This is a genomic window from Nocardia amamiensis NBRC 102102 (assembly GCF_001612745.1).
Classification (GTDB): domain Bacteria; phylum Actinomycetota; class Actinomycetes; order Mycobacteriales; family Mycobacteriaceae; genus Nocardia; species Nocardia amamiensis.
In genome coordinates this window covers 1-23,809 of sequence record NZ_BDBA01000081.1, presented here as the reverse complement: position 1 = coordinate 23,809, position 23,809 = coordinate 1, and the positions used below count along the sequence as shown (strand labels likewise).

The 23,809-nt window shown below is 64.7% G+C and carries 26 protein-coding genes; 11 read left to right on the top strand and 15 right to left on the bottom strand.

Features of this window, described 5'->3' with window-relative positions:
- The first annotated feature begins 40 nt into the window (after positions 1-40).
- The 8 genes from NA4_RS16920 to NA4_RS41945 all read left to right on the top strand — a co-directional run bounded on the left by NA4_RS16920 (position 41) and on the right by NA4_RS41945 (position 7,371).
- Positions 41-562, top strand: a complete 522-nt coding sequence (locus tag NA4_RS16920) for a carboxymuconolactone decarboxylase family protein (RefSeq protein ID WP_067470600.1) — start codon at positions 41-43, stop codon at positions 560-562.
- Positions 559-1,359, top strand: coding sequence for an SDR family NAD(P)-dependent oxidoreductase (locus tag NA4_RS16915; RefSeq protein ID WP_067470599.1), 801 nt, complete (start codon positions 559-561; stop codon positions 1,357-1,359). Before NA4_RS16920 ends, NA4_RS16915 begins: the two co-directional genes overlap by 4 nt.
- Positions 1,360-1,584: 225 nt before the next feature.
- Positions 1,585-1,800: a hypothetical protein gene (locus NA4_RS16910; protein WP_067470598.1), complete on the top strand. Its 216-nt coding sequence runs from the start codon at positions 1,585-1,587 to the stop codon at positions 1,798-1,800.
- 3 nt (positions 1,801-1,803) lie between these two features.
- Positions 1,804-3,576, top strand: coding sequence for an SIR2 family protein (locus NA4_RS16905; protein ID WP_067470597.1), 1,773 nt, complete (start codon positions 1,804-1,806; stop codon positions 3,574-3,576).
- A 284-nt stretch (positions 3,577-3,860) separates the two neighbouring features.
- Positions 3,861-4,190 carry a hypothetical protein gene (locus NA4_RS16900; RefSeq protein ID WP_157129080.1) on the top strand — a complete coding sequence of 110 codons (330 nt, stop codon included), beginning with the start codon at positions 3,861-3,863 and terminating at the stop codon, positions 4,188-4,190.
- A 37-nt stretch (positions 4,191-4,227) separates the two neighbouring features.
- The gene (locus NA4_RS16895) at positions 4,228-4,578 is read left to right on the top strand and encodes a hypothetical protein (protein WP_245671426.1); all 351 of its coding nucleotides are present in this window, start codon (positions 4,228-4,230) and stop codon (positions 4,576-4,578) included.
- A 95-nt stretch (positions 4,579-4,673) separates the two neighbouring features.
- Entirely contained in the window at positions 4,674-4,991 is a 318-nt protein-coding gene (locus tag NA4_RS16890; RefSeq protein WP_157129079.1) for a hypothetical protein, read from the top strand.
- 97 nt (positions 4,992-5,088) lie between these two features.
- A complete protein-coding gene (locus NA4_RS41945; protein WP_174552958.1) occupies positions 5,089-7,371 on the top strand; it encodes a hypothetical protein in 2,283 nt (760 codons plus the stop codon).
- A gap of 120 nt (positions 7,372-7,491) precedes the next feature.
- On the opposite strand, the gene NA4_RS16880 is transcribed toward NA4_RS41945, so the two are convergent.
- The 3 genes from NA4_RS16880 to NA4_RS16870 form a co-directional block, all read right to left on the bottom strand.
- Positions 7,492-9,684 (bottom strand): elongation factor G-like protein EF-G2, encoded by a 2,193-nt coding sequence (locus NA4_RS16880; RefSeq protein ID WP_067470593.1) that lies wholly within the window; start codon positions 9,682-9,684, stop codon positions 7,492-7,494.
- A 203-nt stretch (positions 9,685-9,887) separates the two neighbouring features.
- Positions 9,888-10,322, bottom strand: coding sequence for a PIN domain-containing protein (locus NA4_RS16875; protein ID WP_067470592.1), 435 nt, complete (start codon positions 10,320-10,322; stop codon positions 9,888-9,890).
- Positions 10,319-10,561 carry a ribbon-helix-helix protein, CopG family gene (locus NA4_RS16870; protein ID WP_084497170.1) on the bottom strand — a complete coding sequence of 81 codons (243 nt, stop codon included), beginning with the start codon at positions 10,559-10,561 and terminating at the stop codon, positions 10,319-10,321. The genes NA4_RS16875 and NA4_RS16870 overlap by 4 nt, the downstream gene beginning before the upstream one ends.
- Positions 10,562-10,606: 45 nt before the next feature.
- Between NA4_RS16870 and NA4_RS16865 the strand changes: the two genes are divergently transcribed.
- A complete protein-coding gene (locus NA4_RS16865) occupies positions 10,607-11,386 on the top strand; it encodes an SDR family oxidoreductase (protein ID WP_067470591.1) in 780 nt (259 codons plus the stop codon).
- 198 nt (positions 11,387-11,584) lie between these two features.
- Here the strand turns inward: NA4_RS16865 and NA4_RS16860 are convergent, their stop codons facing one another.
- From NA4_RS16860 to NA4_RS40445, 9 genes are all read right to left on the bottom strand, one after another.
- A complete protein-coding gene (locus NA4_RS16860) occupies positions 11,585-13,009 on the bottom strand; it encodes a WGR domain-containing protein (protein ID WP_067470590.1) in 1,425 nt (474 codons plus the stop codon).
- 402 nt (positions 13,010-13,411) lie between these two features.
- A complete protein-coding gene (locus NA4_RS16855; protein WP_067470589.1) occupies positions 13,412-14,851 on the bottom strand; it encodes a serine/threonine-protein kinase in 1,440 nt (479 codons plus the stop codon).
- Positions 14,852-14,996: 145 nt separating this feature from the next.
- The gene (locus tag NA4_RS16850; RefSeq protein WP_157129078.1) at positions 14,997-15,758 is read right to left on the bottom strand and encodes an ESX secretion-associated protein EspG; all 762 of its coding nucleotides are present in this window, start codon (positions 15,756-15,758) and stop codon (positions 14,997-14,999) included.
- 70 nt (positions 15,759-15,828) lie between these two features.
- The gene (locus NA4_RS16845; RefSeq protein ID WP_067470587.1) at positions 15,829-17,094 is read right to left on the bottom strand and encodes a hypothetical protein; all 1,266 of its coding nucleotides are present in this window, start codon (positions 17,092-17,094) and stop codon (positions 15,829-15,831) included.
- 7 nt (positions 17,095-17,101) lie between these two features.
- Positions 17,102-17,476, bottom strand: a complete 375-nt coding sequence (locus NA4_RS16840) for a hypothetical protein (protein ID WP_067470586.1) — start codon at positions 17,474-17,476, stop codon at positions 17,102-17,104.
- Between the two features lie 16 nt (positions 17,477-17,492).
- Positions 17,493-18,035 (bottom strand): DUF3558 domain-containing protein, encoded by a 543-nt coding sequence (locus tag NA4_RS16835; RefSeq protein WP_169811057.1) that lies wholly within the window; start codon positions 18,033-18,035, stop codon positions 17,493-17,495.
- A gap of 196 nt (positions 18,036-18,231) precedes the next feature.
- Positions 18,232-18,618 (bottom strand): hypothetical protein, encoded by a 387-nt coding sequence (locus NA4_RS16830; RefSeq protein ID WP_084497168.1) that lies wholly within the window; start codon positions 18,616-18,618, stop codon positions 18,232-18,234.
- Between the two features lie 183 nt (positions 18,619-18,801).
- The gene (locus NA4_RS40450; protein ID WP_157129077.1) at positions 18,802-19,020 is read right to left on the bottom strand and encodes a hypothetical protein; all 219 of its coding nucleotides are present in this window, start codon (positions 19,018-19,020) and stop codon (positions 18,802-18,804) included.
- Positions 19,017-19,226, bottom strand: a complete 210-nt coding sequence (locus tag NA4_RS40445) for a hypothetical protein (protein ID WP_157129076.1) — start codon at positions 19,224-19,226, stop codon at positions 19,017-19,019. Before NA4_RS40445 ends, NA4_RS40450 begins: the two co-directional genes overlap by 4 nt.
- A gap of 286 nt (positions 19,227-19,512) precedes the next feature.
- Here NA4_RS40445 and NA4_RS16820 point away from each other — a divergent pair, with 286 nt between their 5' ends.
- On the top strand, positions 19,513-20,736 hold the full coding sequence (locus NA4_RS16820) for a helix-turn-helix domain-containing protein (protein WP_067470583.1): 1,224 nt from the start codon (positions 19,513-19,515) through the stop codon (positions 20,734-20,736).
- A gap of 483 nt (positions 20,737-21,219) precedes the next feature.
- Positions 21,220-21,891, top strand: coding sequence for a hypothetical protein (locus NA4_RS16815; RefSeq protein WP_157129075.1), 672 nt, complete (start codon positions 21,220-21,222; stop codon positions 21,889-21,891).
- Positions 21,892-22,009: 118 nt separating this feature from the next.
- On the opposite strand, the gene NA4_RS16810 is transcribed toward NA4_RS16815, so the two are convergent.
- The 3 genes from NA4_RS16810 to NA4_RS42135 all read right to left on the bottom strand — a co-directional run.
- Entirely contained in the window at positions 22,010-22,240 is a 231-nt protein-coding gene (locus NA4_RS16810) for a hypothetical protein (RefSeq protein WP_067470581.1), read from the bottom strand.
- A 29-nt stretch (positions 22,241-22,269) separates the two neighbouring features.
- Entirely contained in the window at positions 22,270-23,265 is a 996-nt protein-coding gene (locus tag NA4_RS16805) for a nucleoside hydrolase (protein WP_067470580.1), read from the bottom strand.
- A 99-nt stretch (positions 23,266-23,364) separates the two neighbouring features.
- Positions 23,365-23,809: hypothetical protein (locus NA4_RS42135; protein ID WP_218022310.1), on the bottom strand; the 445-nt coding region annotated here is incomplete at its 5' end.

Genomic DNA, 23,809 nt, shown 5'->3' with positions numbered 1-23,809 from the left:
CCATTCGGCGAATGATCATTATCCGAAAGGTTCTTCTCCTATGCGAGTTCCCCTCACCGTCGAAGCCGACTGGGACGAGCGCACCCGAACTACGCTCGACCGGCTCGGTCGGCAGAACATCTTCACGACCCTGGCCCACCATCCCGACCTGCTGCACCGCTGGCTGGTGTTCGGCCGACACGTCCTGGCCGGCTCGACGCTGCCTGCACGCGAGCGCGAGTTGGTCATCCTGCGCACCGGGTGGCGGTGTGGTTCGGAGTACGAGTTCGCCCAGCATCGCAAGCTGGGCGAGGAGGCCGGATTAACCCGTCCGGAGATCGACAAGGTGGCCTCGGAGGCCACCGACTGGCCCGAGCGCGACCTTGTCCTGTTGCGCGCCACCGACCAACTCGTCGCCACCCACACCGTGGACGACTCCCTGTGGGCGGCTCTGGGCCGGGACTGGACGCTGCAGCAGGTACTGGACATCGTCTTCGCCGTCGGCCAGTACACGCTCGTTTCCACTGCGCTGAACACCTTCCAAGTCGCCCTGGATGAAGGGCTGGAGGGATTCCCGTCATGACAGGACGTCTGCACGACAAGGTCGCCGTCGTCTGTGGCGCCGGCCAGACCCCCGGCACGACCATCGGCAACGGCCGGGCCACCGCCCTGCTGTTCGCGCGCGAAGGCGCCCAGGTGCTGGCCGTCGACCGGGACGAGAAATCGCTGCTCGAGACCTGCGCGCTGATCTCCGAGTCGGGTGGCACCGCCCGTCCGCTGGTCGCCGACATCACCGACCCGTCCGACTGCGCCGCCATCGCCCGCACCGCGCTGGCTGCCTTCGGCCGTATCGACGTTCTGCACAACAACATCGGCATCGGCGCCGGCGACGGCGGCGCGCTCGAGGTCACCGAGGACGCCTGGGACCGCATCCAGTCGGTCAACCTGCGCGCTCCTTGGATGGTCTGCCGCCAGATCATCCCGCACATGCGCGAACGCCGGACGGGCGTCATCATCAACGTCTCGTCCATCGCCGCGGTCTGCTCGGCCCCGCTGGTCGCCTACAAGGTCTCCAAAGCGGGCCTGAACGCCCTGACCCATACCCTGGCCATGGAGAACGCCTCCTTCGGCATCCGCGCCAACACCATCATGCCCGGCTTCATCGATACCCCGATGGCGATCGAGGGCATGGCCTCGAAGTTGGGCATGAACCAGGACGAACTGCGCGGGGTCCGCGACCGGATGGTCCCGCTGAACCAACGCCAGGGCACCGCATGGGACGTGGCCCATGCCGCCCTCTTCCTGGCCTCCGACGAGGCCGCCTTCATCACCGGCGCCCTGCTGCCTGTGGACGGCGGCCAAAGCGCCCGAATCGGCTGACCCAGGTCGCAGCGATGACGCCCTTGCCAGGAGCAGCGATCACCCGGCCACGCTCGCGCAATACGGTGAAGCCATCCTGGCCTGCGAGGATCTCCGCCCCTGGATACACGGCCTCCAGCGTCGCCTGGCGAGAATCACCCGAGCAGTCGGACGACCAGCGTTGTCGCACTAGCGAATCGCCCGATGTAGCGAGCGGATAGGAGTGGCGCCACACGACATAGGCGATTGCTGCGCGAGTACGGTGTGCACGATCTGCGGTTGCTCGTCCCCGGGGAGAAGATCAAGGTGCCCGATGCGTGGATCAGGGCGTTCCCGTTCGCGCCGCCGATAATGTTCGACGGCCTGGATCCGGATGAGACGGCGCTGACCATCGGCAAGACGATCGGCGACCTGACCGGTCAGCGTTTCGTTCCCACGCCTGTCACCACGACCGTGAGGTAGGCCATGGCAATGGACGTGCGCCGGCTGCTCGACGACCTCGTGGGCGTCCAGCCGGGCGAGGTGACCGCGTTGACCGGAGCCGGGTTGTCCGTCGAGGGGCCATCCTCGCTGCCCACCGGTGCGGAACTCACCCAGCGGATCTTCGACGCGTTCTTCCTTCCCGGCACGCTCGACGCGATCAGGGCGCTGCACGGGGCGGTCGGATTGATCGACCAGCCGACCTGCCCGGAACTGCCGCGTTCCACCGATCCCAGGCTGCCCCGCCTGGAGACCGTGCTCGGCGTCGCTGCCCGGGTCCACGGTCCCGAGGCGGTCGAGGAGTCCATTCCCGATGTCAGCGGAGCCGACCCCAACCGGCTGCACCGGTTCTTCGCCCGGCACTTGGCACTCGGCGGCGGACATTTGACCGCCAACTTCGACCGATGTGTCGAACGAGCCGCGGGCACGGTCACGTGGCCGGAACGGGACCTGCTGCATTTCCATGGTGCGGCGGGCAGTGGTGACGAGCTCGGCGCGACGCTCGCCCGAATCGAGAAGGGCTTCCCACTCGATCTCGCCACCCGGTTTCTGACCCTGCTCACTTCGCGGCCGTTTGTGCTGGTCGCCGGTTACAGCGGCAGCGATTTCTTCGACGTCGATGCCGCCATAGCTGGACTGCCGCCGAACGCGCTGCGTGGGCACCGCGTGATCTGGCTGTCGCACAGTGCCCATGCTCCGCACGTAATCGTGCCGCCCCCAGACGATCCGGCTTTGAATCTGTTCGACATCCTGCGCAACCGGGGCGCCGAACTGACCGTGCTCTGCGGACCGACCGATTTCTTGCTGCGCCACTTGGCGGACCAATGGGGCATGCCGCCACTCGGCCCACCGGCGCCGCGTACACCGGTGACACCGTCCATCCCGAGCGACGACGCCAAGCGACCGGAGGCGAGTTTTCGCCTGTACCTGGACGTCGGGCTCATCGGCGAGGTCAGGTCGCTGCTGCCTACTGTGGCCCCAGGGCTACCGGCGGAGCAGATCCGGGCCGTCACCAGTGCCGTGCTGTGGGAAGCGGGACGGTGGAACGAGGTTCGCCGACTGTGGAGGCGAGCCCATCCTCGCTCGGACAGCAATCGCGTGGAGCGAATCGGCGCAAGCCTGTGGGTCCAGGGTAGGTACCTGCCCGCCCTGCTCTGGCTCGACTGGCACTGTCGGCGAGCCGGCGGCCCAGCGCGGAAGATGCTCGCCGAAACCGAAGGACGAGTGCTCGAACACATGCTGCGCACGCCGGATCTCCGGTGGCTGGCACGTCGAATCGTGCCCACCGTGCTCACCGAACTCGGGCAGGCCGACCAGAACTCGGGCGTCCATCTCTACCGCCGCCGCGCGGACCTGACCACCAGCCTCGCGGCCGCCGTCGGCGCGACCAGGCCACCGCACCATGCGCTGACCTCGAGCGAATGGTTCGGGCAGGCAGGCAATGTGCTGGCCTGGATCAACTACCGCCACCGGGTCTACCGGGACTCGTATCAGAGCGGTGCCGTCGACGAACTCCGCCGGAACTACCGCGAACTGCAAGATCATTACCGTGCGGCCGGTTCGGCCTCCGGCGTCGCTCGTGTCCACCTGCTGCCCGGAGCTCACCGGGTGTTCAGTGTCGGAGAGGTAGTCGCCGGTGTGTTCTCCCTGCAATATGGCTGGTGGCAGCGAGTGCGCATCGTCGCGTATCACATTCTCCGGCGCACACTTCGGCGGGTTTCGCCCTCTGTGCCCCCGCACTCCCGAAAGTGTGCGTGATCGGCTCTTGCTCGGCCTGTTCGGGGCTGGGCGTCTTCAGTGTCGCCCAACTTCTCGATCGGGCTGGCTTCCTCGGTGAGCGCACTCACCGGGGGACTACCGAGGCTTGGCGAACTCCGGCGGCGGTGTGGGGAGCAGTGGCAGACAACCAGGCACGTATTACGTGGTACTCCATCAGAGACATTCCCATTGATGGGGACTCTGGGAGGATAGTGCCAGGAGTGGTGGAGGACCCGACCTTGGTGCCGCGGGATGATCGGCAGCCTGCTGGAGGAGTTGTGACTATGGCGATCAGGATGCATCCCGATACGCTCTCGGCCCTCGAGTCCGGTCGCGCGTCCATCCATGCCGTCGATGAAATGCTGGAACGGGTCGACCGCATCCGGGCCAGGCGCCCTTCTCCCAGTTCTCGGGTGATTCCGGAAGTGGACGCTATGGGCAGGCTCACCGATCTGTACATCGCGCCCGGAACGATCGCGCATACCGCCAGCAGTCACGAACTTGTCGCCGACATCATGGCCGCGATCAGGGAGAGCACTCTCGACGCCATGCGGCAGCACGAGATCGCTATCCAGGAGACGAAACTGCCCGAGGCGCCGTGGCCGGGCGAATGAGACGCGGAGTCGATGAATGCTCCCCGGAGGCGGCGCGGTGACGGCACTGGAGACTTGGGGAGGCACCGGGGGCGGCAGCGTTCCTTCGGGTAGGTCCGGCCGGATCTACGAGGTGTTCAATCCCGACTATTCGGTAGGGGTGGGGTGCGACCAGAGTGGCAGAATCGTCGGCCTGCACCTCGGTGACGAAGTGTGGGAGAGCGCCGATAGCTGGCTGGCGGGCGAGATTGTGCGAGTCGCCCGACTGGCTCACCTCAAGGCTCGGGTTGGTCGGCGCATGGAACTGCTGAGCCGCGGTGTGTCGCCGGTCGTCGCCGACGCGTTGGCGCTGCCGACCGAAGCCGAGTACCGGTTGCAGGAGAAGGCCGCGTTCGGCGCGGGGTACTGATTCCCTGCCGTTCGGTGAGGATCTCCGTCTCATTCCCCAGGGATGGGGATGCGGGAGAATCGGGGGAACGGTTGGAAGGGAGAGTGTTCGCCGGTATGACCGACAAGCTGATGCACGATTCGGACGAGATGCGCACAAAGGGCGCCAACAACGGCGCCGCAAGTGCAGCACCGTACCAGCGGGCAGAAGGGGACCCCGACTGGGAAAACGACATCGATGACATGTTCGGCAATGCTGCCTACCATTTCAACCTGGGCACCAAGAAGTACATGAAAGACAGTGGCGCCGGTTACACCAAGGTCGGAGACATGCGAATCGGTATGGAAAACCAGTCGTATTCGAGTTCGGCCGCACTCGATCATGGGGATATCGAGGCCGGTGCAAGCGTGCGCCGCGCGGGTCCGCAGGATTGACTTGTAAGGCTCGCCGGTGTCCTGGTGAGAGTATTCCGTGACCGTTCCTCGCCCGCGCGGGCGTCGCATTATTACACTCTGATCGGGGGTTGTGCCGGTGGGCAATAAAACCGAATTTAAGCCGGGAGATGAGCTCAGTGGCGACAATTGGGTGTACTCCCAGGACGGCAAATACCGTTTGGGGGTCAGGGACAATAAGGCCGTCGTCGAAAAGGTCAATTCCGACGGGAAAAATGAAGTAGTCAACACGCTCGGCGAAGCACCCAAGGATTCGACCGGCGTCAAACTCAAGTTCCAAGACGAGGCATGGACCGGGGCTGACGGGCGCGAGCTCCGGCTGAACTATTCGGGGGGTCCACGTACTCCGTCCAAAACTGCTTGGCATGGGCTTCCGAAAGAGGGTGAGGGAGATTGGAATGACGAAGACTCCCTGATGCCGGACAAGGTCATCGTCTCCAATGACGGTACGGTGGTGGCCGTGCGGGGGCCGCTGCCGAAAGGGTGGGATGGCTATTTCGATTCCAAAACTCCCGGGCACGTCTCATCTTGGGGAAAACCGCATGAAGAGAAGCCCGATCCGACCGCCAAGGATAAAAACCAGCCTACGGCGGGTACGCAGCTCAAGGATGTCCCGCTCGAGTTCAAGATCCCGGAGGACGGAAATAAGCCTTCGGCGGGTCTGCTCGCATGGCAGAAGGTGTTGAACAAGAACCTGGAGTATCTCAGGGCGCAGATGGGCAAAATAAATCCGAGGATGCCGAAAGATTCGATGCTGCCGAAACTCTTGACGGATCCGAAGAACAACAAGGGTTCGGCTTGGCATCTCGATGCGGATCGGATCACCAACCTGTCGCTCCAGGGCAAGGGCAATGCTGCCGAGGCGTTCAATTATACCGTCAAAGAAATCGGGTATATGAATGACGACTGGCAGAAAAAAGATGCGGACCTCTTTAAAGCGGTCGGCGAGGTTTCGGTCGCGAATTTGGATCGTATCCGCGCTATGCACACCGCTGTTGCCGATGCGAACAAGGCGATTGCGGACAGTCTGAAAGGGGCCCCGGACGACATAGAACAGAAACGTTTTGACGCCTGGAAGACGGAAGGTGACAAAGAGGAAGACAAGAAGAGGGAATCCTATAAATACGAAAATTACTGGGGAAAACCTGGTATCCAAGACCCGGTTGAAGAATACGCTCTCTATAAACTGATGAGCGGCGCGGTCGATACTTGCATCAAAGAAGTCGTCAATTATGCGGAGGAAACCGCGAAATATGCGAAAGACCACGGGATAGAGCCCGAGCCGGAGAAGAAGCCCGAGCCGGAGAAGAAGCCCGAACCGGAGAAGAAGCCCGAACCGGAGAACAAGCCCGCCACAACCCCCACCCCTCCGAACACGACCCCCACCCCTCCCTACGCCGGTACTCCGCCGGCGCAGACTACTCCCACCCAGCAAGACATGTTCCCGGATGCAGAGTCGAACCCCACGTTGGACGATCTCGATTTCGGATCTACGGACGACAAGGGTACTCAGACCGGTATCGAGTCCATTGCGGACACGGACACGGGCGCTGGTCCTACGGGATCGGGCGTGGACTTCGGTGCTCTGAGCCAGGCGCTGCAGAATCCCTCCGGAAATGCGGCACAGAACGCCCCGGTCCAGCCTGCCGTCAACCCACCCAGTAACCCAATGGCCGATATAGCGGGGCCCCTCTCGGTGATGTCTGCCCTGAATGGGATGAAATCTCCTCAGCCCGGCGATGCCGTCGGCCGTGACAACCAGGATCCGCGCGAAGACAAGCCACGCGACAAAAACCGCACCGTGCCTGCGGCCACCGCCAATGCCACTACTGCGTCGGCTCCTCCCGGCGTGACGGCGCCGACCTATGCGGGCACTCCGCCGCCGGTGACGACGCCAGGCGCGATGGTGGATCTCCAAATCGGAGATAAGAACGTGAAGCTACCGCAGCTGGTTGCGGAGCCTTTTCAGAAGCAGACACAGAACGTCGCTCTGGATGCGATATCCGCGTTGCGGGGCAGTGCGGGTGAGTTGTCAGCGGATCATCCGCCGGCGGTGATCAATAGTCGCGACCCACAAGCGTTCAATACGGGCGATATTCTTCAGTGGGAGAGACACAGCGCGCTGATCTACAAGGAGAATAACCAGCTGTTCGTCCTGGACAATGGCCTGCTCATTCCCTTTGATCCCAGCAAGCCCCCGCTGGAAGAAAAGTACGGGATGTTCACGGGCTACATCCACCCGACCGGCCTGGATGGCGCCGCCGGTGGCGACCCCGCAATCGCGGCGGTGCCGGCTCCACCGAGCGTGGCTGCACCGCGGCAGCCTGGCGGTCCGCCACCCGTTCCGCCGCAGCAGACCTGACCGGACGGAAGGAAACGAGCGCCCTGTTCGGAGGGGGCTGCGAGCCGTTTCAGAGGCCGCAGATACCAGTCGGCAGGGCGTTCGTGGTCGACGGTGCCGCACGTGAACGTGAGCCGCGATCTAAGCGCGAGCCTTCTCGCCGCGCCGGGCGGCCGCCAGCTGGTTCGGCATCGGTTCATGGCGTACATAGGCGCGCGTGAAGTCGCCGGTGCCGTGCGAGATCGACCGCAAGTCGATGGCGTAGCGGCTGAGCTCGAGTTCCGGTACTTCGGCATGAATCCGGGTTCGTCCGGAGCCGTGCGGTTCGGTGCCGAGAACGCGGCCGCGCCTACTGGACAGGTCGCTCAGCACCGGTCCGACGTACTCGTCGGAGACCAGTACCCAGACTTCGGCGAGCGGCTCGAGCACTCGGATTCCGGCGGTCGCGGCTGCCTCACGGAGGGCGAGCGCGCCCGCGGTCTGGAACGCGGCGTCGGAGGAGTCGACCGAGTGAGCTTTGCCGTCGAACAGGGTGACTCGAACATCCACGAGCGGATATCCGGCGGTGAGCCCACGCGACGCTTGCGCGCGCACGCCCTTCTCCACCGACGGAATGAACTGGCGCGGAACAACTCCGCCGACCACTCTGTCCACGAACTCGATCCCCGCGCCTTCGGGCAGCGGTTCGACCTCGATCTCGCACACGGCGTACTGCCCGTGCCCGCCGGATTGCTTCACATGCCTTCCGCGCCCGGTCGCCTTTCCCGCGAACGTCTCGCGCAACGCCACCACGTGGTCGACCACGTCGACCTGCACCCCGAACCGCGTCCGCAACCGCTCCAGGGCGACGTCGCGATGCGCTTCGCCGAGACACCACAGCACCAGCTGATGCGTCTGCCCGTTGTGCTCGAGTCGCAGAGCCGGATCCTCGGCGGCCAAGCGGGACAGGCTCTGGGAAAGTTTGTCCTCGTCGGCCTTGCTGTGCGCGCGGATGGCGATGGGCAGCAACGGGTCGGGCATCGGCCATGGCTCGATCCGCAGCGGGTTGTCGGTGGAGGACAGGGTGTCGCCGGTTTCGGCGCGGCCGAGTTTGGTGACGTAGGCGATGTCGCCCGCGATCGCCTGCCCGAGCGGGCGCTGCTGCTTGCCGAAGGGGGCGGAGATCGCGCCGACGCGCTCGTCCACCTCGTGACTCTCGTGACCGCGGTCCTCGAGACCATGGCCGCTGACGTGCACCGTGTCGTCGGGGTGCAAGGTGCCGGAGAAGACGCGGACCAAGGAGACCCGTCCGACGTACGGGTCGGACGCGGTGCGGATGACCTCGGCGGCCAGCTCGCCGTCCGGGTCGCAGCGGAGCGGATGCGGTCCGGCGCCGTTGCTGGCGGTGATGGCGTGCTCGACCGGCGTCGGAAACCCGCCGGTGACCAGCTCGAGGAGCTCGACGGTGCCCAGGCCCTGCTTGGCGCCTTCGGGCGCGGGTGCCGCGAAGAGCACCGGATGGAAACTTCCGCGCGCGACCGCCCGCTCCAAGTCGGCGACCAGAGTGGCCAGACTGATCTCCTCGCCCTCCAGGTAGCGGTCCATCAGGCTTTCGTCTTCGCTCTCGGCGATGATGCCCTCGATGAGGCGGTTGCGCGCCTCCTCCAGCTCGGGTACCTGGTCGGGGGATGGGTCGCCCTGCACCTCCGTTCCGGAGGAATAGTCACCTATGCAGTGCGGCAGCAGCTCCACCATGCCGGTAACCGGCCGGTGCCCGTCCGGGTTCTTCGGGCCGTACACCGGAAGGTGCAGCGGCAGAATGCTTTCCGTCGATCCGGCGCCCAGCACGGTTTGGCATGTGTCGGCCATCACGTCGTACTCGTCGCGTGCTGTATCCAGGTGCGTGATCACGATCGCGCGCGGCATCCCGACGGCGGCGCACTCCTCCCACAGCGCCCTGGTCGTCCCCGCGAGCCCTTCCGCCCCCTCGGCCGCGGAGATGACGAACAGCGCCGCGTCGGCCGCGCGCAGTCCCGCCCGCAGCTCGCCGACGAAGTCCGCGTACCCCGGCGTGTCCAGCAGGTTGATCTTCACTCCGCCCCACGTCACCGGCACCACCGACAGCTGCACCGAGCGGTGCTGGCGATGCTCGATCTCGTCGTAGTCCGACAGCGACGTGCCGTCCTCGACCCGTCCGGCGCGATTCACCGCCCGCGCGGTGAGCGCCATGGCCTCCACCAGCGTGGTCTTTCCCGATCCGCTGGGCCCGACCAGGACCACGTTGCGGATCTGCTCGGGGCCCTCCGCCGTCACCACGCCGTTGCCTGCGGGCGCTCCGTTGGTCTTGTCCACCATGCGTCTCGCTCCTTTGCCGACACCTGCGGTATATCCACCTTCCCACCGGGCGTCACCTCCCGTCCACGAATCGGTAGATCGGAGTGCGAGGAGTGCCGATCGCGGGCGTTGTCACGGCCTGAGCGCCTAGGGGAAGGCATGGAAGGGTTGCTTGCGCAGCGGCGTGGCGGCGACATGGCTCGGTAGCCGCGCACGGCTGGCGATCACAGGTCGGCTGGCAGAATCCTGAAGTGCTCGATGCCGTGCGTGAGGGGCGCGATGGCCCGGTAGCCGGGTTGGTCCAGCGTGAATATGGTGTCGGTTCGATACCGATCTGCCAGGACCACGCCGACGGCATCCGCAAGATCGAGATGAAGTCCTTCGTATTTGGCGCGGATCTCTTGCGCCGCAACCAGGTCGACGTGTTTCAACTCAGCAAGACTATAACGTCCGTCCATCATGCGGGCCATGAGCGCGTCGGTAACTTGCATCGCGGCGGGGAACCCGAGATCGCGGTAAACGAGGTGATCCAGCTCAGTGAGCACAAGCGGTGATATCACCAGGGGCTCGTTTTCCATCACCACGACAGCCTGTTGATGTTCGACTTGGTCGGCGTCGAATGCCGCGAACAACGCGGAGGTGTCGGCGACGATGATCATCGCCGCGCCGACCGCTGCTTGATATGACGGTAGATCTCGTTGTCCATTTCCTCCACGGTGCGCGATCGGCCACTGTGGAAGACGGGCAGCGGTGCGTTGTTTTTCGGTCTGTCGGAAGCATCCAAAAGCATGGCAATGCCTCGGCGAATGAGTTCCGCCTTGCTCACGCCGGTGGCGGCGGCTTCCGCGTCGAGCCGGATCTCTAGTTCGTCGGTCAAATACACGGTGGTTTTAACCATGCCGTATAGGGTGCCACCCGATGCTGACAATGTGGAGGAGCAACGATGGGCAGTCGCATTCTCGTCACGGGCGGAACTGGGGCATTGGGCAAGCTGGTGGTCGATCGGTTGCGGGAACAGCACCATGACGTCCGGGTACTGTCGCGACGCCCTGGGGCGGGCACACATGTCGGGGACCTGCAGACAGGGGCGGGCGTCTCGGAGGCTGTCGCGGGAACCGACATGATCGTGCACGCCGCCTCGGACTTCCGTCGGTGGGGTGGACCCGACATCGTGCAAACCGAGAACCTGCTTCGCGCCGCGCAGGGTGTCGAGCAGTTGCTCTACGTGTCGATCGTGGGGATCGATCGCATCCCGTTCAGGTATTACCGCAACAAGCTGGCCTGCGAGCAGAAGATCATCGACAGCGGCGTGCCGCATACGATTCTGCGCGCAACGCAGTTCCACGAGTTGATCGCCTCCGCGTTGCAGACCGTCGAGGGATGGCCGGTTGCGCCTTTGCCGTTGGACTTTCGCTTCCAGCCGGTCGCTGCGGCCGACGTCGCGCGGCGGGTTGCCGAGTTGGTCAAGGGTGGTCCGGTGGGTCGTGCTCCTGACTTCGGGGGTCCGGAAGTGCTGACGTTGGCGAGGTTGACGGAGATCTGGCGGGCCGCTCGCCAGCGTCCTCGGCGGGTTGTCCGCATCCCGGTGCCCGGACGCGTCGGCCGCGCATTCCGGGCTGGGGAGAACACCTGCCCCGATCACGCCCATGACGGACAGACATGGGCGCAGTTCGTCGCCTCAGATCCCACGAACGCCTACGGGCGCACGTCCCGGCGTCGATAACGGCTCGGACGGCTGCCTGCGCATTGTTCGGCAGTCTCGGTATGAGAGTCCGCCACGGCCGCGGCGGCCGCTGGCGGTGCGAATTACGGACCGGCGCCGATGCCGACACCGCCGCAGTCACGGCAACTCTGCGCATGGTGGGTCTCATTTGCAGGCGTCGCCGAGACGTCGGTCAGCTGGGGATCGAGCCGAACCGGATCAGCTCAGCTGCCGGATATCTCCGCGTACCCGATAGAAGCCGCCGCGCGCGGACTCCGCCACGCCATCGACCACGTATCGAGCGCCAGCGCGTCGAATATCCTTGGGGAACTGGACATTCCATCCGTTCCGATATCCCGGCGAGACGACGCGGACGCGCAGGGCACCGCCCTGGTCGACGCATTCCACGATGACACCGGTTCCGGCGTCGGAGGTCACCTCGACGGTGCTGCTCGGCACCACGGCAGAGATCTCCGGAGCCTTCACCGACACCGTTTCGGGCAGCACACCCTGCTCGGCGTCGCGGATGGCGGCTTCGCTGACATCGAGACAGGCCAGCGTGCCGGTAGTGGTCACCAGATACAGCTTGTCGCCGTGATACTGCATGGAATACGCCGACCCGCAGCCGGTGGCTAATTTCCACAGCCGGTTCCCGGCGGCGTCGAAGCAATACACCGAGGAGTAGTTGTCACCGGCGAAGACGTAGCGTCCGTCAGGTGAGGTGGCGCAGGAGAAGACCGCGGCATCGCACTGGTAGGTCTGCTCGGCGCGGCCGCTCTTGGCCACCATGCGGACCTGCCGCCTGTCCGTACCGGCATAGACGGCGTCGGATTCCTGCCAGCCGAACAGCACCTCGCCGCCGGTGCCGACCTGCCACAGGGTATTTCCGCTGTCCAGGTCGTATTTGGTGACACCGGCGGAATGCCCGTGATAGACCCCGTTCGGGTCGATGCGCACCATCCACCCCGAGTCGCCGGTGCTGCGCCGGCTCCACAGCGACTCCTCTTCGTAGTCGATCACCGTGATGCCGCCTTGCCGGTCGGAGACACCGAGGATGCCGTCGTGAATATCCAGCCAGTAGATGTCGACGTCGGCCGCGATATCGTAGGCGGCCCGCGGCACCTTGCCCGACAGGTCGTAGACGCGGCCGTCGTCGCATCCGGCGTAGATCCAGAAGTCGTCGGCCACAATGCATTTCACCGCGTCCGGCAGGCGGTAGCGGCCGGTGACCACGCCCTCCGGAGTCAGGGTGTACACGTCCCCGTTCTCGTTGCCCACCCAGCAGCGGCGCTCGTCGACGAAGATGCCGAAGGCGGCGGCGCCGGAGTCGAAACTCCACAGCACCGGCGCGGACTTCGCGGTCGAGCGCTGGCTGCTGATAGCCCGCCTGGTCACCGCACGCCTGGCGCGCGCACCCATCACCGCGGGTGCATACCCCTTGCGCACCTTCTCGCCGATCTTCTTCGCCGCGGCCGCCTGCGCCTTCTCCTCGGTGGCAAAGGAACTGACCTTCGTCTGCCCCTGCTCCCCGATGCGGCCGAAACGGACACTCACCTGCGTGCCCGCGACGACTACCTCATAGAACTTGTGCGCGGACCCGCTGTCCTCGGACAGTTCGAGATAGGTGGTACCCCCGATTGTCATGTGCGCCTCGCCTTATTCGTCAGATCAGAACGGAACGAAAGTTAGCAAGGGGGACCGACATTCGCGGCGTTGCCATCTGGACCATGTGGTGATCAGCGGCGGAGTCGTCAGTTACTCGGATGCGGCGCACGCCGCCAACGCGGCGGGTGGTGGGCTAGCGGCGGCTCACGCGCTGGTCAACGCGAGTTGCCCCATGGATCGACCGTTCCGAGGAGGATATGGCAGGCAGTGCCCTGGCCCTGCGGTATGCGCAGGCCGCGTCACGTTGGCCAGCCCCTTCGTCTGGACGAGGTTGCCGAGACGATCCGCCCCGAGACCGGCGTCGAAACATGGTCTTCCGTGCAGTTGCGGGGAAGGTTGCCGCTGCTCGGCTGGAGGGCGAGAAGTGCCCGTGCCCGGTGGTCAGGTCCTGGAACGTCTATGTGCGAGCCATCGGCTGGTCGAGGGGGATACGGCGCACGTCAGTCCCGTGCAGGCGAATATCAGGATTGTGCCGAAGAACACCGCATCTCCGCCGCTGTTGCCACCGAGGCTCACTCCGACGGCGATCAAGGCGAGCAGTGTGATGATCCCGGTGCCCAGGGCTACCGCGATACGGCCGAAGCGTCTGCGTGCGAAAAGCGCTATGGACCCGCCGAGCAGCAGCAGCGACATCGCGGAACAGATCGTCATCGGGGCGAGATAGTCGACGACGACTTCACGCGGCGTCCGGACGTGGCCCCCGCCCCGCCGGGTTGCCAGCTCGACAAGCCCTGCGAGGGCGAGCAAGGCCGCGAGCAGGCCGAAAGCGAACGCGACGACGGCGGCGGTTCTGGCGATGACGCCGGACGGCTGTGGCGGATCGCCGACTGGCGCGTTCGGCCACGGAGCGGGTTCGGAAGCGGAGCGCCGGACCGGGTCCGGAGCCTGATTCAGGATGGTCGGGGCGGAACGAGGCCACGGGTCGACCGCTGTAGCCGGGTGGCCGTGACGCTGGTTCACGACGGTCGCGGAGGGAGCGGATCGCGCAACTTCGCCGCGCAGGGCCGCGGTGGCGGCTGCCGCGAATTCGCCGCAGGTGGCGAATCGTTCGTTCCGGTGCTTGGCCATGGCGCGTGCGATCACGTCGTCGAGTTGTGGTGGCAACTCCGGGCGGGTATCGCTGAGCCGTGGGACCGGCTTGCCGAGGTGCCCGGCAACTATCTGGCCGGGATTGGTCGCGGGGTACGGTGGTTGCCCTGCCAGGAGTGTGAAAAGGGTGCAGCCGAGGGAATATTGGTCGGCTCGGTGATCGACCGGCTCGCCGGAGAGCTGCTCCGGTGACGCGTACGCGAGTGTGGCGGTGAATGTTCCGGTGGCGGTCAGTTTGGTATCCGCGTCCAGCAGTCGGGCGATACCGAAATCCGTGAGTAGGGCTCGGGTTTCGCGGCCGGCTTCAGGCTCGGCGATCAAGATGTTCGCTGGCTTGATGTCGCGATGCAGCACACCTCGGCTGTGGGCGTAGTCGAGCGCTTTCGCGGTATCGGAGACGATCTGCAAGACATGGTGAGGTGCCGTGCGGGAGTCGAGCCGGGCAGCGTCGGTGCCGCGAATGTACTGCATGGAGATCCACAGGTGCCCGTCGTGTGTGCCACGATCATAGATACCGACAATGCCAGGATGATCCAGGCGCGCAACGACATTGGCTTCCTGCTCGAAGCGTCGCCGCAATTCCTCGTCCTCGGACACCGCGCGGTTGAGCAGTTTGAGCGCGACCAGTCGCGGCAGACGCGGGTGGCGCGCCAGATAGACGGTCCCCATGCCGCCTTGCCCGAGTACGCCCTCGACCAGGTAGTCGGCGAACGACTCATGCTGCCTCAACACCCACGGCCCCTTTCTCGATCGCCCACCCGGACCGAGAGCAGCATAACTCCGCTTTTCACCGCCTGCGGCGGCCGCACGCTCGGCGTCGACGGCAGGTTCGGCTGGTTGTCCACCCATTCCGCTCGGCAGCCGAGGAAGGTCCGGTTCAGGTGTAACTTGGATCGCTCTCCTCGCGAAACCCTTCGACCGTGACCTGAACGATCCGCTCGAGTTGAGTCCGTATGTCGGTGTTGCCGGCGGGGACGGCTCTGATGGTGGCTCCGCTGCGGACGAGGTACCGGCCGTCGCGGTAGTCCATGATGTGGAAGCCCCGGGCGGGTGCTGGGCGATTGTCCCACGAGGGACCCGGGTATACCGCGACGTGGGCGATGGTGGTGCGGGGGCGTTCGAAGAATTGTTCGGCTCGAGCGCGGGGCGGGGGCGGCGCCCCGATCCGGTACGGGCCATCGTCCTCGGCGTCGAGGTCGTTCCGGGAGACTTCGACGCCGGGGCCGCCGCCACGCGGGGCGTCCGGGAGCAGGTCGACGACGCGACGGCTCACCTCCGCCGCACTGATCAATGACATGCGCACGGCCCCACCGCGATCCGGCGACGAGGTCGGCTCCTGCACCAGCAGCACGGCGTGCCGGTAATGCACGGCGGCGTGGATGCGCAGCTTTTCTGGTCCCTGGAATCCCGCGATCTCGATGCGTGCCTCGGGCTCGGCCAGTACGCGCAGCGCACCGTACAGGGACTCGTCCCAGCGCCTATGCAGTTCGGTGGCTTCGGATTTCCACTCGGTTTCGTAGTCGGCGACCGTTTCCGCGGTGGACCGGTACTGCAGCGGGTACGGAAGCACGTCGCGCTCCGCAGCCCGCCACAGCACGGTGAAGCCAAGTGCCGTGAAAGACCACTCCTGTCGGCTCATGATGCCGGTTCGTCCGATGAGCACAGCCGTCGCGCCGCGCGTGGCAACACGGCGTCGACGCTTCGTGAGCTCATCCGCCGATCACCGGCGGAACCGTCTTGGCCCTGTTCTCTTCGCCGAGACCGGTCAGCTCCTCGCCGTTGCGCTGGTTCACCAAGTAGTCCTTGGTCTGGTGTTCCTTGTCGTCATCGCCCTTGCCTCGCGCGCCGGGCGGCATCATGCCCGGCATCCCGGCCATACCGGGGCGTCCCGCGGCGGAACGGGCCGCTGCGGCGGCGGGGGCCGTGCCCGGAGCAGCCGGGACGCCGTTGACGCTGCGGCCGGGTGCCGGGGTGCCCAAGCCAGGTATGCCCGGACTCGGGGTGCCCGGAGAGCCGGGACTCGGTGAACCGGGGCGCGCCGGTGACGGATCGGTGCCGGGGGTAGCGCTCGCCGGTCGGGTCGATGGGTCGGTGCTTGCCGGGGTCGTCTGGTCGGCGGTGTCCTGTTGCTGGGCAAGCGGGTTCGTGCCTGTTGGGACGGTGTTCGCCGGTGCATCCTCCGCACCCGGTGGCTGTGTCGGTTGCGCGGTGGTGGATTTGTCGCCGGGACCGGGCGATCGAGGTTGCCAGCCGTTGTTCGGTATGACCGGTTGATCGCCGGACTGGTGCACGGGGTTGTACGGCTTGGGCACCAGCGGAACACCGCTATCGGCCTCCCGGACCGCGGGATAGAAGACATTCCTGACGACGTTCACCGAAGCGTCGTGTGCGGCATCGGCACGATGCTGGTTCAACTTCCACGTCGGGCCGGGCACCCAGCTCGCTATGTTGCTGGTCCACGTGTGATTCGGCGTCTCCTGCACGGCGGGGCGCGTGACCTCGATGCCCGACCGGATGATCTTCACCTTCTCGGCGATGATCTGCACCGAACCGATCAGCCCGCCGGACTTGTCCACGTACTCCTTGACCCCGTCGGCCGCGCCTTTCGCCGCCGCACCTTCCCAATTTCCTGCCATGGCCTTGCCGATCTCCGGGCCGAAACCCTGCAAACCCTGCTCCAGCCGGTCACGAATGGACTCCCACCGTTTATGCAGTCCGACGACATCGGTAACGGACATCGCCTGCACCCGTTGATACAGATCGTCAATGCCGTCTGGGTCCTTGTAGGCGCTCTCCGGGACCTTCGGCGACTGGGTATGCAGATCGGTACCGCCGCGCATGATCTCGGCGATGCGGTTACGTGCGATGGCAGCATCGGGACTCTCGTCGCGCGAACCGCTCTCGGGCGGGCCGGATTTGGACATTTCATGCAGTGCGGCGCCGATCGCGACCATGAACGGTAGACCCACGATCATCCCCCGATCAGTTCAACAGAGTGCTGGTGTTCTGTGCGTTGGCGTCGTCCTGGGCGGCGATTCGATCCACGGAGACCTGGATGGTGTCACGCATCAGGGTCAGCACCTCGATGTGCTCCCTCAGTGCGGAGTCTACGTCACCTTCGCCGCCGATTGCCTTACCGCCCAGCATCTTTGCCAGTTCGTCTGCGCAGTCGAAGTCGCCGAAGCCTGAGACATTCGAAACATAGCGCAAGTCGTCCCGGACGGTTTCGTAAAGCCTGATCTGATTGCTGCACGCATCGCGGCACCCCTTGGCAACCGCAGGGTCGAGGTACAGTCGCCCCGCCTTCGCTTCATCGGCGAGATGGCGCCATAGCTTGATCTCGTGGTCCATCGACATCTGCCAAATCCCCTGATCAACTCGGAAAGATTGGAACAAGGCTCACGGCTACTTGTTCGGCCCGGGTGCACGGCGCTGTCGCACTGCTCGATGACGTCTGATTGCGGATCAAGATCTGTAGCGTTTCGTGCTTCGCGGTGAACAGCAAGCTGCACGTCTCATCGAATCTGTCGGATGCCATCCGATGCTCGACGCCTTGGCGTCCAGCAATCGTGACATCCTTGAAGCCGATGTTGTCGGCCTTCTTTTTGAAGTCGTCAACCTTGTTGATCGTGGAAAAGACCCCAACACTGAAGTCCTCATTGTTCCACGAGCAAACCTTCCACCCTGGTTCCTCAACCCCAGCGATGCCTGACCTTTTCGAGGAGGGTGTCAGACCGATCTTCTGCACAACCTGAGCCGGGATCTGCGTACACGGATCCCACAACGCTGCGGTGGCAGCCGACGTATCGGTGATCGAGCTCGGCGGGTCCGAGCCGTCCGTGTCAGGACCGCACCCCGCAGCGACCACTGCCACCGAGGCAAGCGCCGCAACCGCCGCCGTCGTTCGTCGTCCCACCGAAGCCTCCCGATCGCGGGTCGTCAGAGTCGTCCCTGAATTCTAGGACGCACCGACGCGGAGTTCGGTTCCATCGGATTCGGGTCCCTATCGCGGTCGAGTACGTGGACAACTTACCCGCAGCTGTGAACAGGCGATTTATCGTTTGGGTTCGATCAATGTGGTGGCATTGCGATCGCGAATTACGCTGTGGCGGTCAGCTTCCGGGTCGCCCGGAAGCTGTGATGATCGAGTGCACGACGGTGCTGATGTGCGGGCGGAACGTGTCGCGCGGCGCGACTACCCATCGCCGGTATCCACTTCGTTCGTCGCCGTGGGAGGGCAGGACCACTTCGCCGCCGTTGGGGACGATGGTCGCGGCAGCGCGTAGTAGTGCGGTGAAGATGTCGCCGTCGGCGGCGAGTGCGCCGGTGTCGTCGGGGCGGGCGAGGATCGTCCAGCGGCCGGAGCCGTGTGCGATGACGGGTCCAAGGAGGTGCTGCCGGGAGAGGTCAGCGTGGACCATTTCGCCGAGCCATTCGGGGACCGTTACTGCTGCGACAGCACCTGTGCGCAGGGTGATTCGCCGGGTCTCGCCGTCCACGAAGCACGGTAGTCCGCAGATACGCCGGTAGTGCAGACAGCGGGCGAGTGCGGGGTCGGCGGGTCGCCTCGTGGCTGGCTCGTGATGGCGAAACGACGGGGGTGGCGCAGGGTCACGGTTCGAATCGGGAGGCGGCATTTGTCTTGTATCCATTCGAATTTCGCGGGCGAATGCTGAAGCAGGTCAATCCCAGAGCTGTGCGCAGGGCAAAGGCGGAAGATCGTCGTGCAGTTCGTCATCGACGGTCACGATGAGTTCCGGGAAGCGCCGGGCAAGGTGTCCGGCAACGCTTTCGGCTTGTTCGGCGCTGGCCCGGTAGTCCAGTCGCAGTGCGCCGGATTCGATACGGATGTGGCGGATTCGGCGTGGGTCCGGTGGTTCGGGTGGATCACCCGGTTTCACTGCGGCTTGCTGGTGTCCGGCACCATCCGCCCGTTGTCGATCAGCACCTGGCGTGCCGCCGCTTTGCGGGCGCAGTGTTTCGCGCGGCAGCCGACGTGAACCCGCATCACCTCATGGGCTTGACCGATAGTGAACGGGAGGATTGGAGCTTGATGGGCGGCGGCGTCGTTCAATGCGACGAGCTGATACATGGCAAGGGAATTCATGGAATTGACGCCTCTCCGTTTCGAGCACCATTGGTCGGCGGTACCCGGTGCCGGGGGCTGTCGCCACCGGCCCGTCACTCTGGCGGGCCAATGCGCCGCTGACGGGTGCGGCGTCGGCCCGGCACCGGGCACCTTCCTCCGAACGCTAAGGTCCGGAAACCGCCAGGTGGGAGAGCAGATTTCGGTTTCCGTTCCGGCTATCGGATGAGGCGTATATCCTGCGGATGCCGCTGTTCTCGAGGCGGATGCGCAGGGGAAAATCAACCATCTATCGGGGGCGTTGCACATGTCCATTACGACCGGCGAAGTGATCCGGCGGATCAGGAAATCCCTCGGCATGACTCAGACGGAGCTGGGTGCGCTGATCAACTTCTCCCAGCCCGCCGTCTCCGGCTTGGAGCGCGGCGGTCCGGCCTCGCACGATGTGCGCGTTCTTCGGCTCGTAGCGCGTGCACTTCATGTTCCGCTCGCCATACTGGTGGTGGAGTCGGACCAGGAGGCAGATGTGGACCGTCGCAACTTCTTCAGAACTGGGGCGCTAGGGAGTGCGGGGGCCGCCATGATGTCGGCAACGGCCTCTGCCCAAGCTGGAACGTCGTCCAGCGTGAAAGTCGGCGCGAGCGATGTGGCCGCCATCAGCGACAGCGTGAACCGGATTCACGAGCTGGATCTGATCGTCGGTGGCGACCGATTGTGCCGGATCGCTGCTAACCAAGTGCGCTACATCGAGCAGCTTCTCAGCCACGCCGACTACACCGAGACGGTCGGACAAGCGCTCACGAGTGCAGGTGCCGAGATGATGACGGCGGCGGGCTGGGTCCACTACGACGCAGGTTGCCTCGACGAGGCTCGTCGATATTATGCGGACGCGGCGCACGCTGCCAACGCGGCAGGTGATGGGCTCGCGGCGGCTCATGCGCTGGTCAATGCGAGCTGCCTCATGATCGACCGCTCCGGGGAGGATATGGCGGGCGATACCCTGGCGGTGCAGTATGCGCAGGCCGCCTCGCGGGCATCGCTTCGTGAGGGTGGCCCGAGATTGCGCGCATTGATGGCGATCCGTGAAGCCGAGGCGCATGCATTGCGCGGTGACAAGGCGTCGACGGCGGCAGCGACAAGCCGGGCATATCGCGCCTACGATTCTACTCGCGGGCACGATCAGGATTGGGTGTTCTTGCCGGAGGCTGAACTAGTCGGTATCACCGGCAGAGCCCAGAGGTGGCTGGGCGATCATGATGCGGCGACCACCCACTTTCAAGCTGCCATCGACAGCTCGTCGGCTTGGCCCAGAGAGCGTGCAGGTTGGCAGCTCAACCTTGCCGAAAACCTTGTCAGTGCCGGTGACATCGCCCAAGCGTGCTCAGTGCTCACCGACAACTTCGACACGATCAGCAGCCTTGCCTCCACCCGGCTGCGCCAGCGAATCGACGCAATCGCCAACACTGTTCGCGCCCACGCCGCAATACCAGAAGTGCGAGAGTTCTTGGGCAGGCGTGCGGCGCGCGTCTAGCGCCCGCGAGGCAACGCGGGTCGTTCCCCACTGGGTCACGAGCAGGGCAGGCCTGGCCGCACGATTCCGAAAGCGTGGGGCCAGTCAGCCAACGCCGGATCCGATGCAGGGGAGGTATCGAGTCGATATGGCTGGTAACACCATGCCACAACCACTCCGAAACATCGGACCTGGCCGCAAGATTCGTTTCCGCAGCGGGCCAGCAATCGTCACCCCTCGCTGTCATCGCGGTGGTGATGTCCGGGCGCGGCGGCCATGGCCGCTTGCCCGGCGAATGATCGTGGCTAGGACTTAGGCCCTGACCTCTTCCTTACAAGAATCCGGCAGCCTCGGGTTAGCCTGCCACGGCAGGGAAGGAACTCGAACGACGTGAATATGCATCCGGCTGGCCAGCCGTATCCGAACTCGATGCCGGGTCCGTACGGCGGCCATCCACCGCATCAGGAATTGTATCCACCAGCACCACAACCGTATTCGTATGGGTTGCGGCCAGAGCCACAGGCACAGCAACCGCATCCCGAGGCACCACCATGGCAGGCGCAGCAGCCCCATCCGCAGCCGCCGCAGCCGAATCCGGCGTCGCTGCAAGACGGTGGCCAGTACCCGCCGTCGAACGCGCGGCACGACGAGTCCACCCCGGTGCCCGGCGAACAGCGGCTCGTCTTCGACTATGCCGCCGATGCGCAGACCGCGGGACGTCTCAATCGTGCCGCCTTCTTCACCAGCTTCGATCCGATTCGGTTTCTGCTGTTCCTCGGTGTGGTCGCGGGGCTGTTCAGCCTGCAGATAGTCGTGAATGTCATCCGCGAGGGCTCCGAGGGGTTCGGTGACAATGCGGTGGGCGGCATCGTGTTTCTGCTCGGCTTCATCTCGTTCTGTATGGTGATCGGCTCGTTCCGGGGGTGGAACTGGACCCGAAAACGGATTGCCACCTACGCCTTTCCGGGGGCACTCATGCATGTCGAGTACGGCGGTGCGGGTTTCGCCCTCCGCACGCCCGCCGGGGATTCGCGCCACCTCTACCGCAATGTCCGGCGCTTCAGACTCCGCGGCGACGTCGTGGAGTGGAGGTTCCGCGGCGGCGGGTTGTATCTGATACCCGTCGAGCTCATGCCTCCACACGCACAGCAGTTCGTCCGGGCACGACCTACGTGACGTTGGAAGGCTGGCCCCGGCCGCTGATTGACCACCGACGCGGCCGGGCGGGCTACAACATGCATTTGCTGGTGACGCCGGACTTCTTTTCCCGCTCAATCATTCATTGAGCGAATGCTTACGCCTGCACAATTAGGTGATCAGGCGCCTCCTTGCCCTTCAGCCAAGCAGAAGCAACCTTGCCCGCAACTGCGCGGAAGAGCATGTCGTCGGCGCCAGTCTCGAGGCGTATCGTCTCGGCAAGCTTGTCGAGACGAAAGGTCTGCTCAATACCGGACACATCGGTGTAGGCGTAGCGGACCTGTTGTTCATTCTCTTCTAGCTTTCGAATCTCCGCGTATAGTGCCAATGGTTGATCTCTTCTGTCGCGGGTTCGGCTCAGTAGCCGAGCGGGTCGTTGTGATCGGCGGCGGGGTGGACGTCGAGGTTGGATTGAACCAACTCCAAGCGACGGACGAGCCATGCGCGCAGCCGGCTATAGTCGGCGGTTCGAACAAGGTGAACGGAATTGTCACCAGGGATGACGCGACCGGTTTCGTCCAGGCCAACGGTGGCCGATACCGAAGCTAGGTAAGGCATTCCGATCCCCAGTGCGAGGGTTGGCACTGCATGCAGCGTAGCGAACGAGGCGAAGTTGTCGAACCACTGGTCCAAGTGATCGCGAATCATCTCACGAGCTGGGTCGTGGCCGCGCTTGAGGATGTCGAACTCCAGCGACTCTGTAGAAACGGAGTTCGCCAGCTGAAAAGTTACCTCTGCCGGAACGATCCACGGCGCGGCTCCTGCCGCGAGAACTTTTCGTACCGCCTCCACATCTAGCGCGAAGTTTCGCTGCCCGCCGTCAGGGGAGAACCTCACCGCGGCCTCCTGCTGGGTGATGACAAGCCGCTCGCCAAATGCAGGGTTGTCGTCAAGGACCGCGGCCAGGTTCGACATTGGCCCAAGGCCGACCCAGCTGATCTGACCATCGTGCTCGTCGAACACGCGGCGAACGGCCGCCAGGACCTCAGTAGACTGGGCGGGAATGTAATTGGGCACTAATTCCTCGGCAGCCCAGTTTGTTTCATTACCCAGCTGCGTTCCCGCGGCGACTGGAACATCGGAGCGGCCGATCAGGTCCAGCAGGCATCGAGCCAACCGTGCCCGCCGACCACCTTGCTCGTCGCTGGTGATCACGAGTGAGAGGCTGGGGAGCCCGGCGGCGACAATCAGTGCGATTGCATCGTCGGGTTCGCCGCCGATATCGGTATCGATGATCAGTGGGATGGTGGACGGTTCCGGAAACCACTCGACGTCCGGCAGCGCGTCGTCGATTCCCGCTCCGGGAATGATCCCTTTGAGCGAGTTTATCGGGCCACTGGTTTCATCGGCCACCGAGATATCCTTTCGCCACCGGTTCCATGCGGGCGTTCAGTTCTCCCAAACGAGCTACTGTCCGCGCAATACCACGAGTATAGATTGCCCCACGACTTCTCACCAAAGATCACGACCAAAGCCCGGCTCTCGCCCTCTATTTCGTTCTCGCGCAGCGCGTTCACGTGCCAAACGTTCGCGTAATGCTCGCATCCGATTCTCATACATGATCGCGAGTGAGTGTAGCCCCCTTGCCTGTAGCAATCGAGCGACCGGGTCACGAATGTCCCTTTCGCGCGCTCGCTCTTCAGCAATTTGAGCGAGTTCTTCCTCGCCCTGACGCCGATCAAATTCGAGCGCCTGCTGTTGCAATGGGCTCAACTCATTCCCTGCGCGAAGGATCGCGCGCTCTTCTTTGATTCGAACAAGCTCTTGGTTATTGAGCTCCAGCTCACGGGCGTCTCGATATCGTACACGGTCAAGGATCTGACGACCGTCTCGCTCCAACACGGCCACTCGCAATAGCTGGTCGCGCTCTCGTAGGCGCGCCACGCGTTCGCGCGCA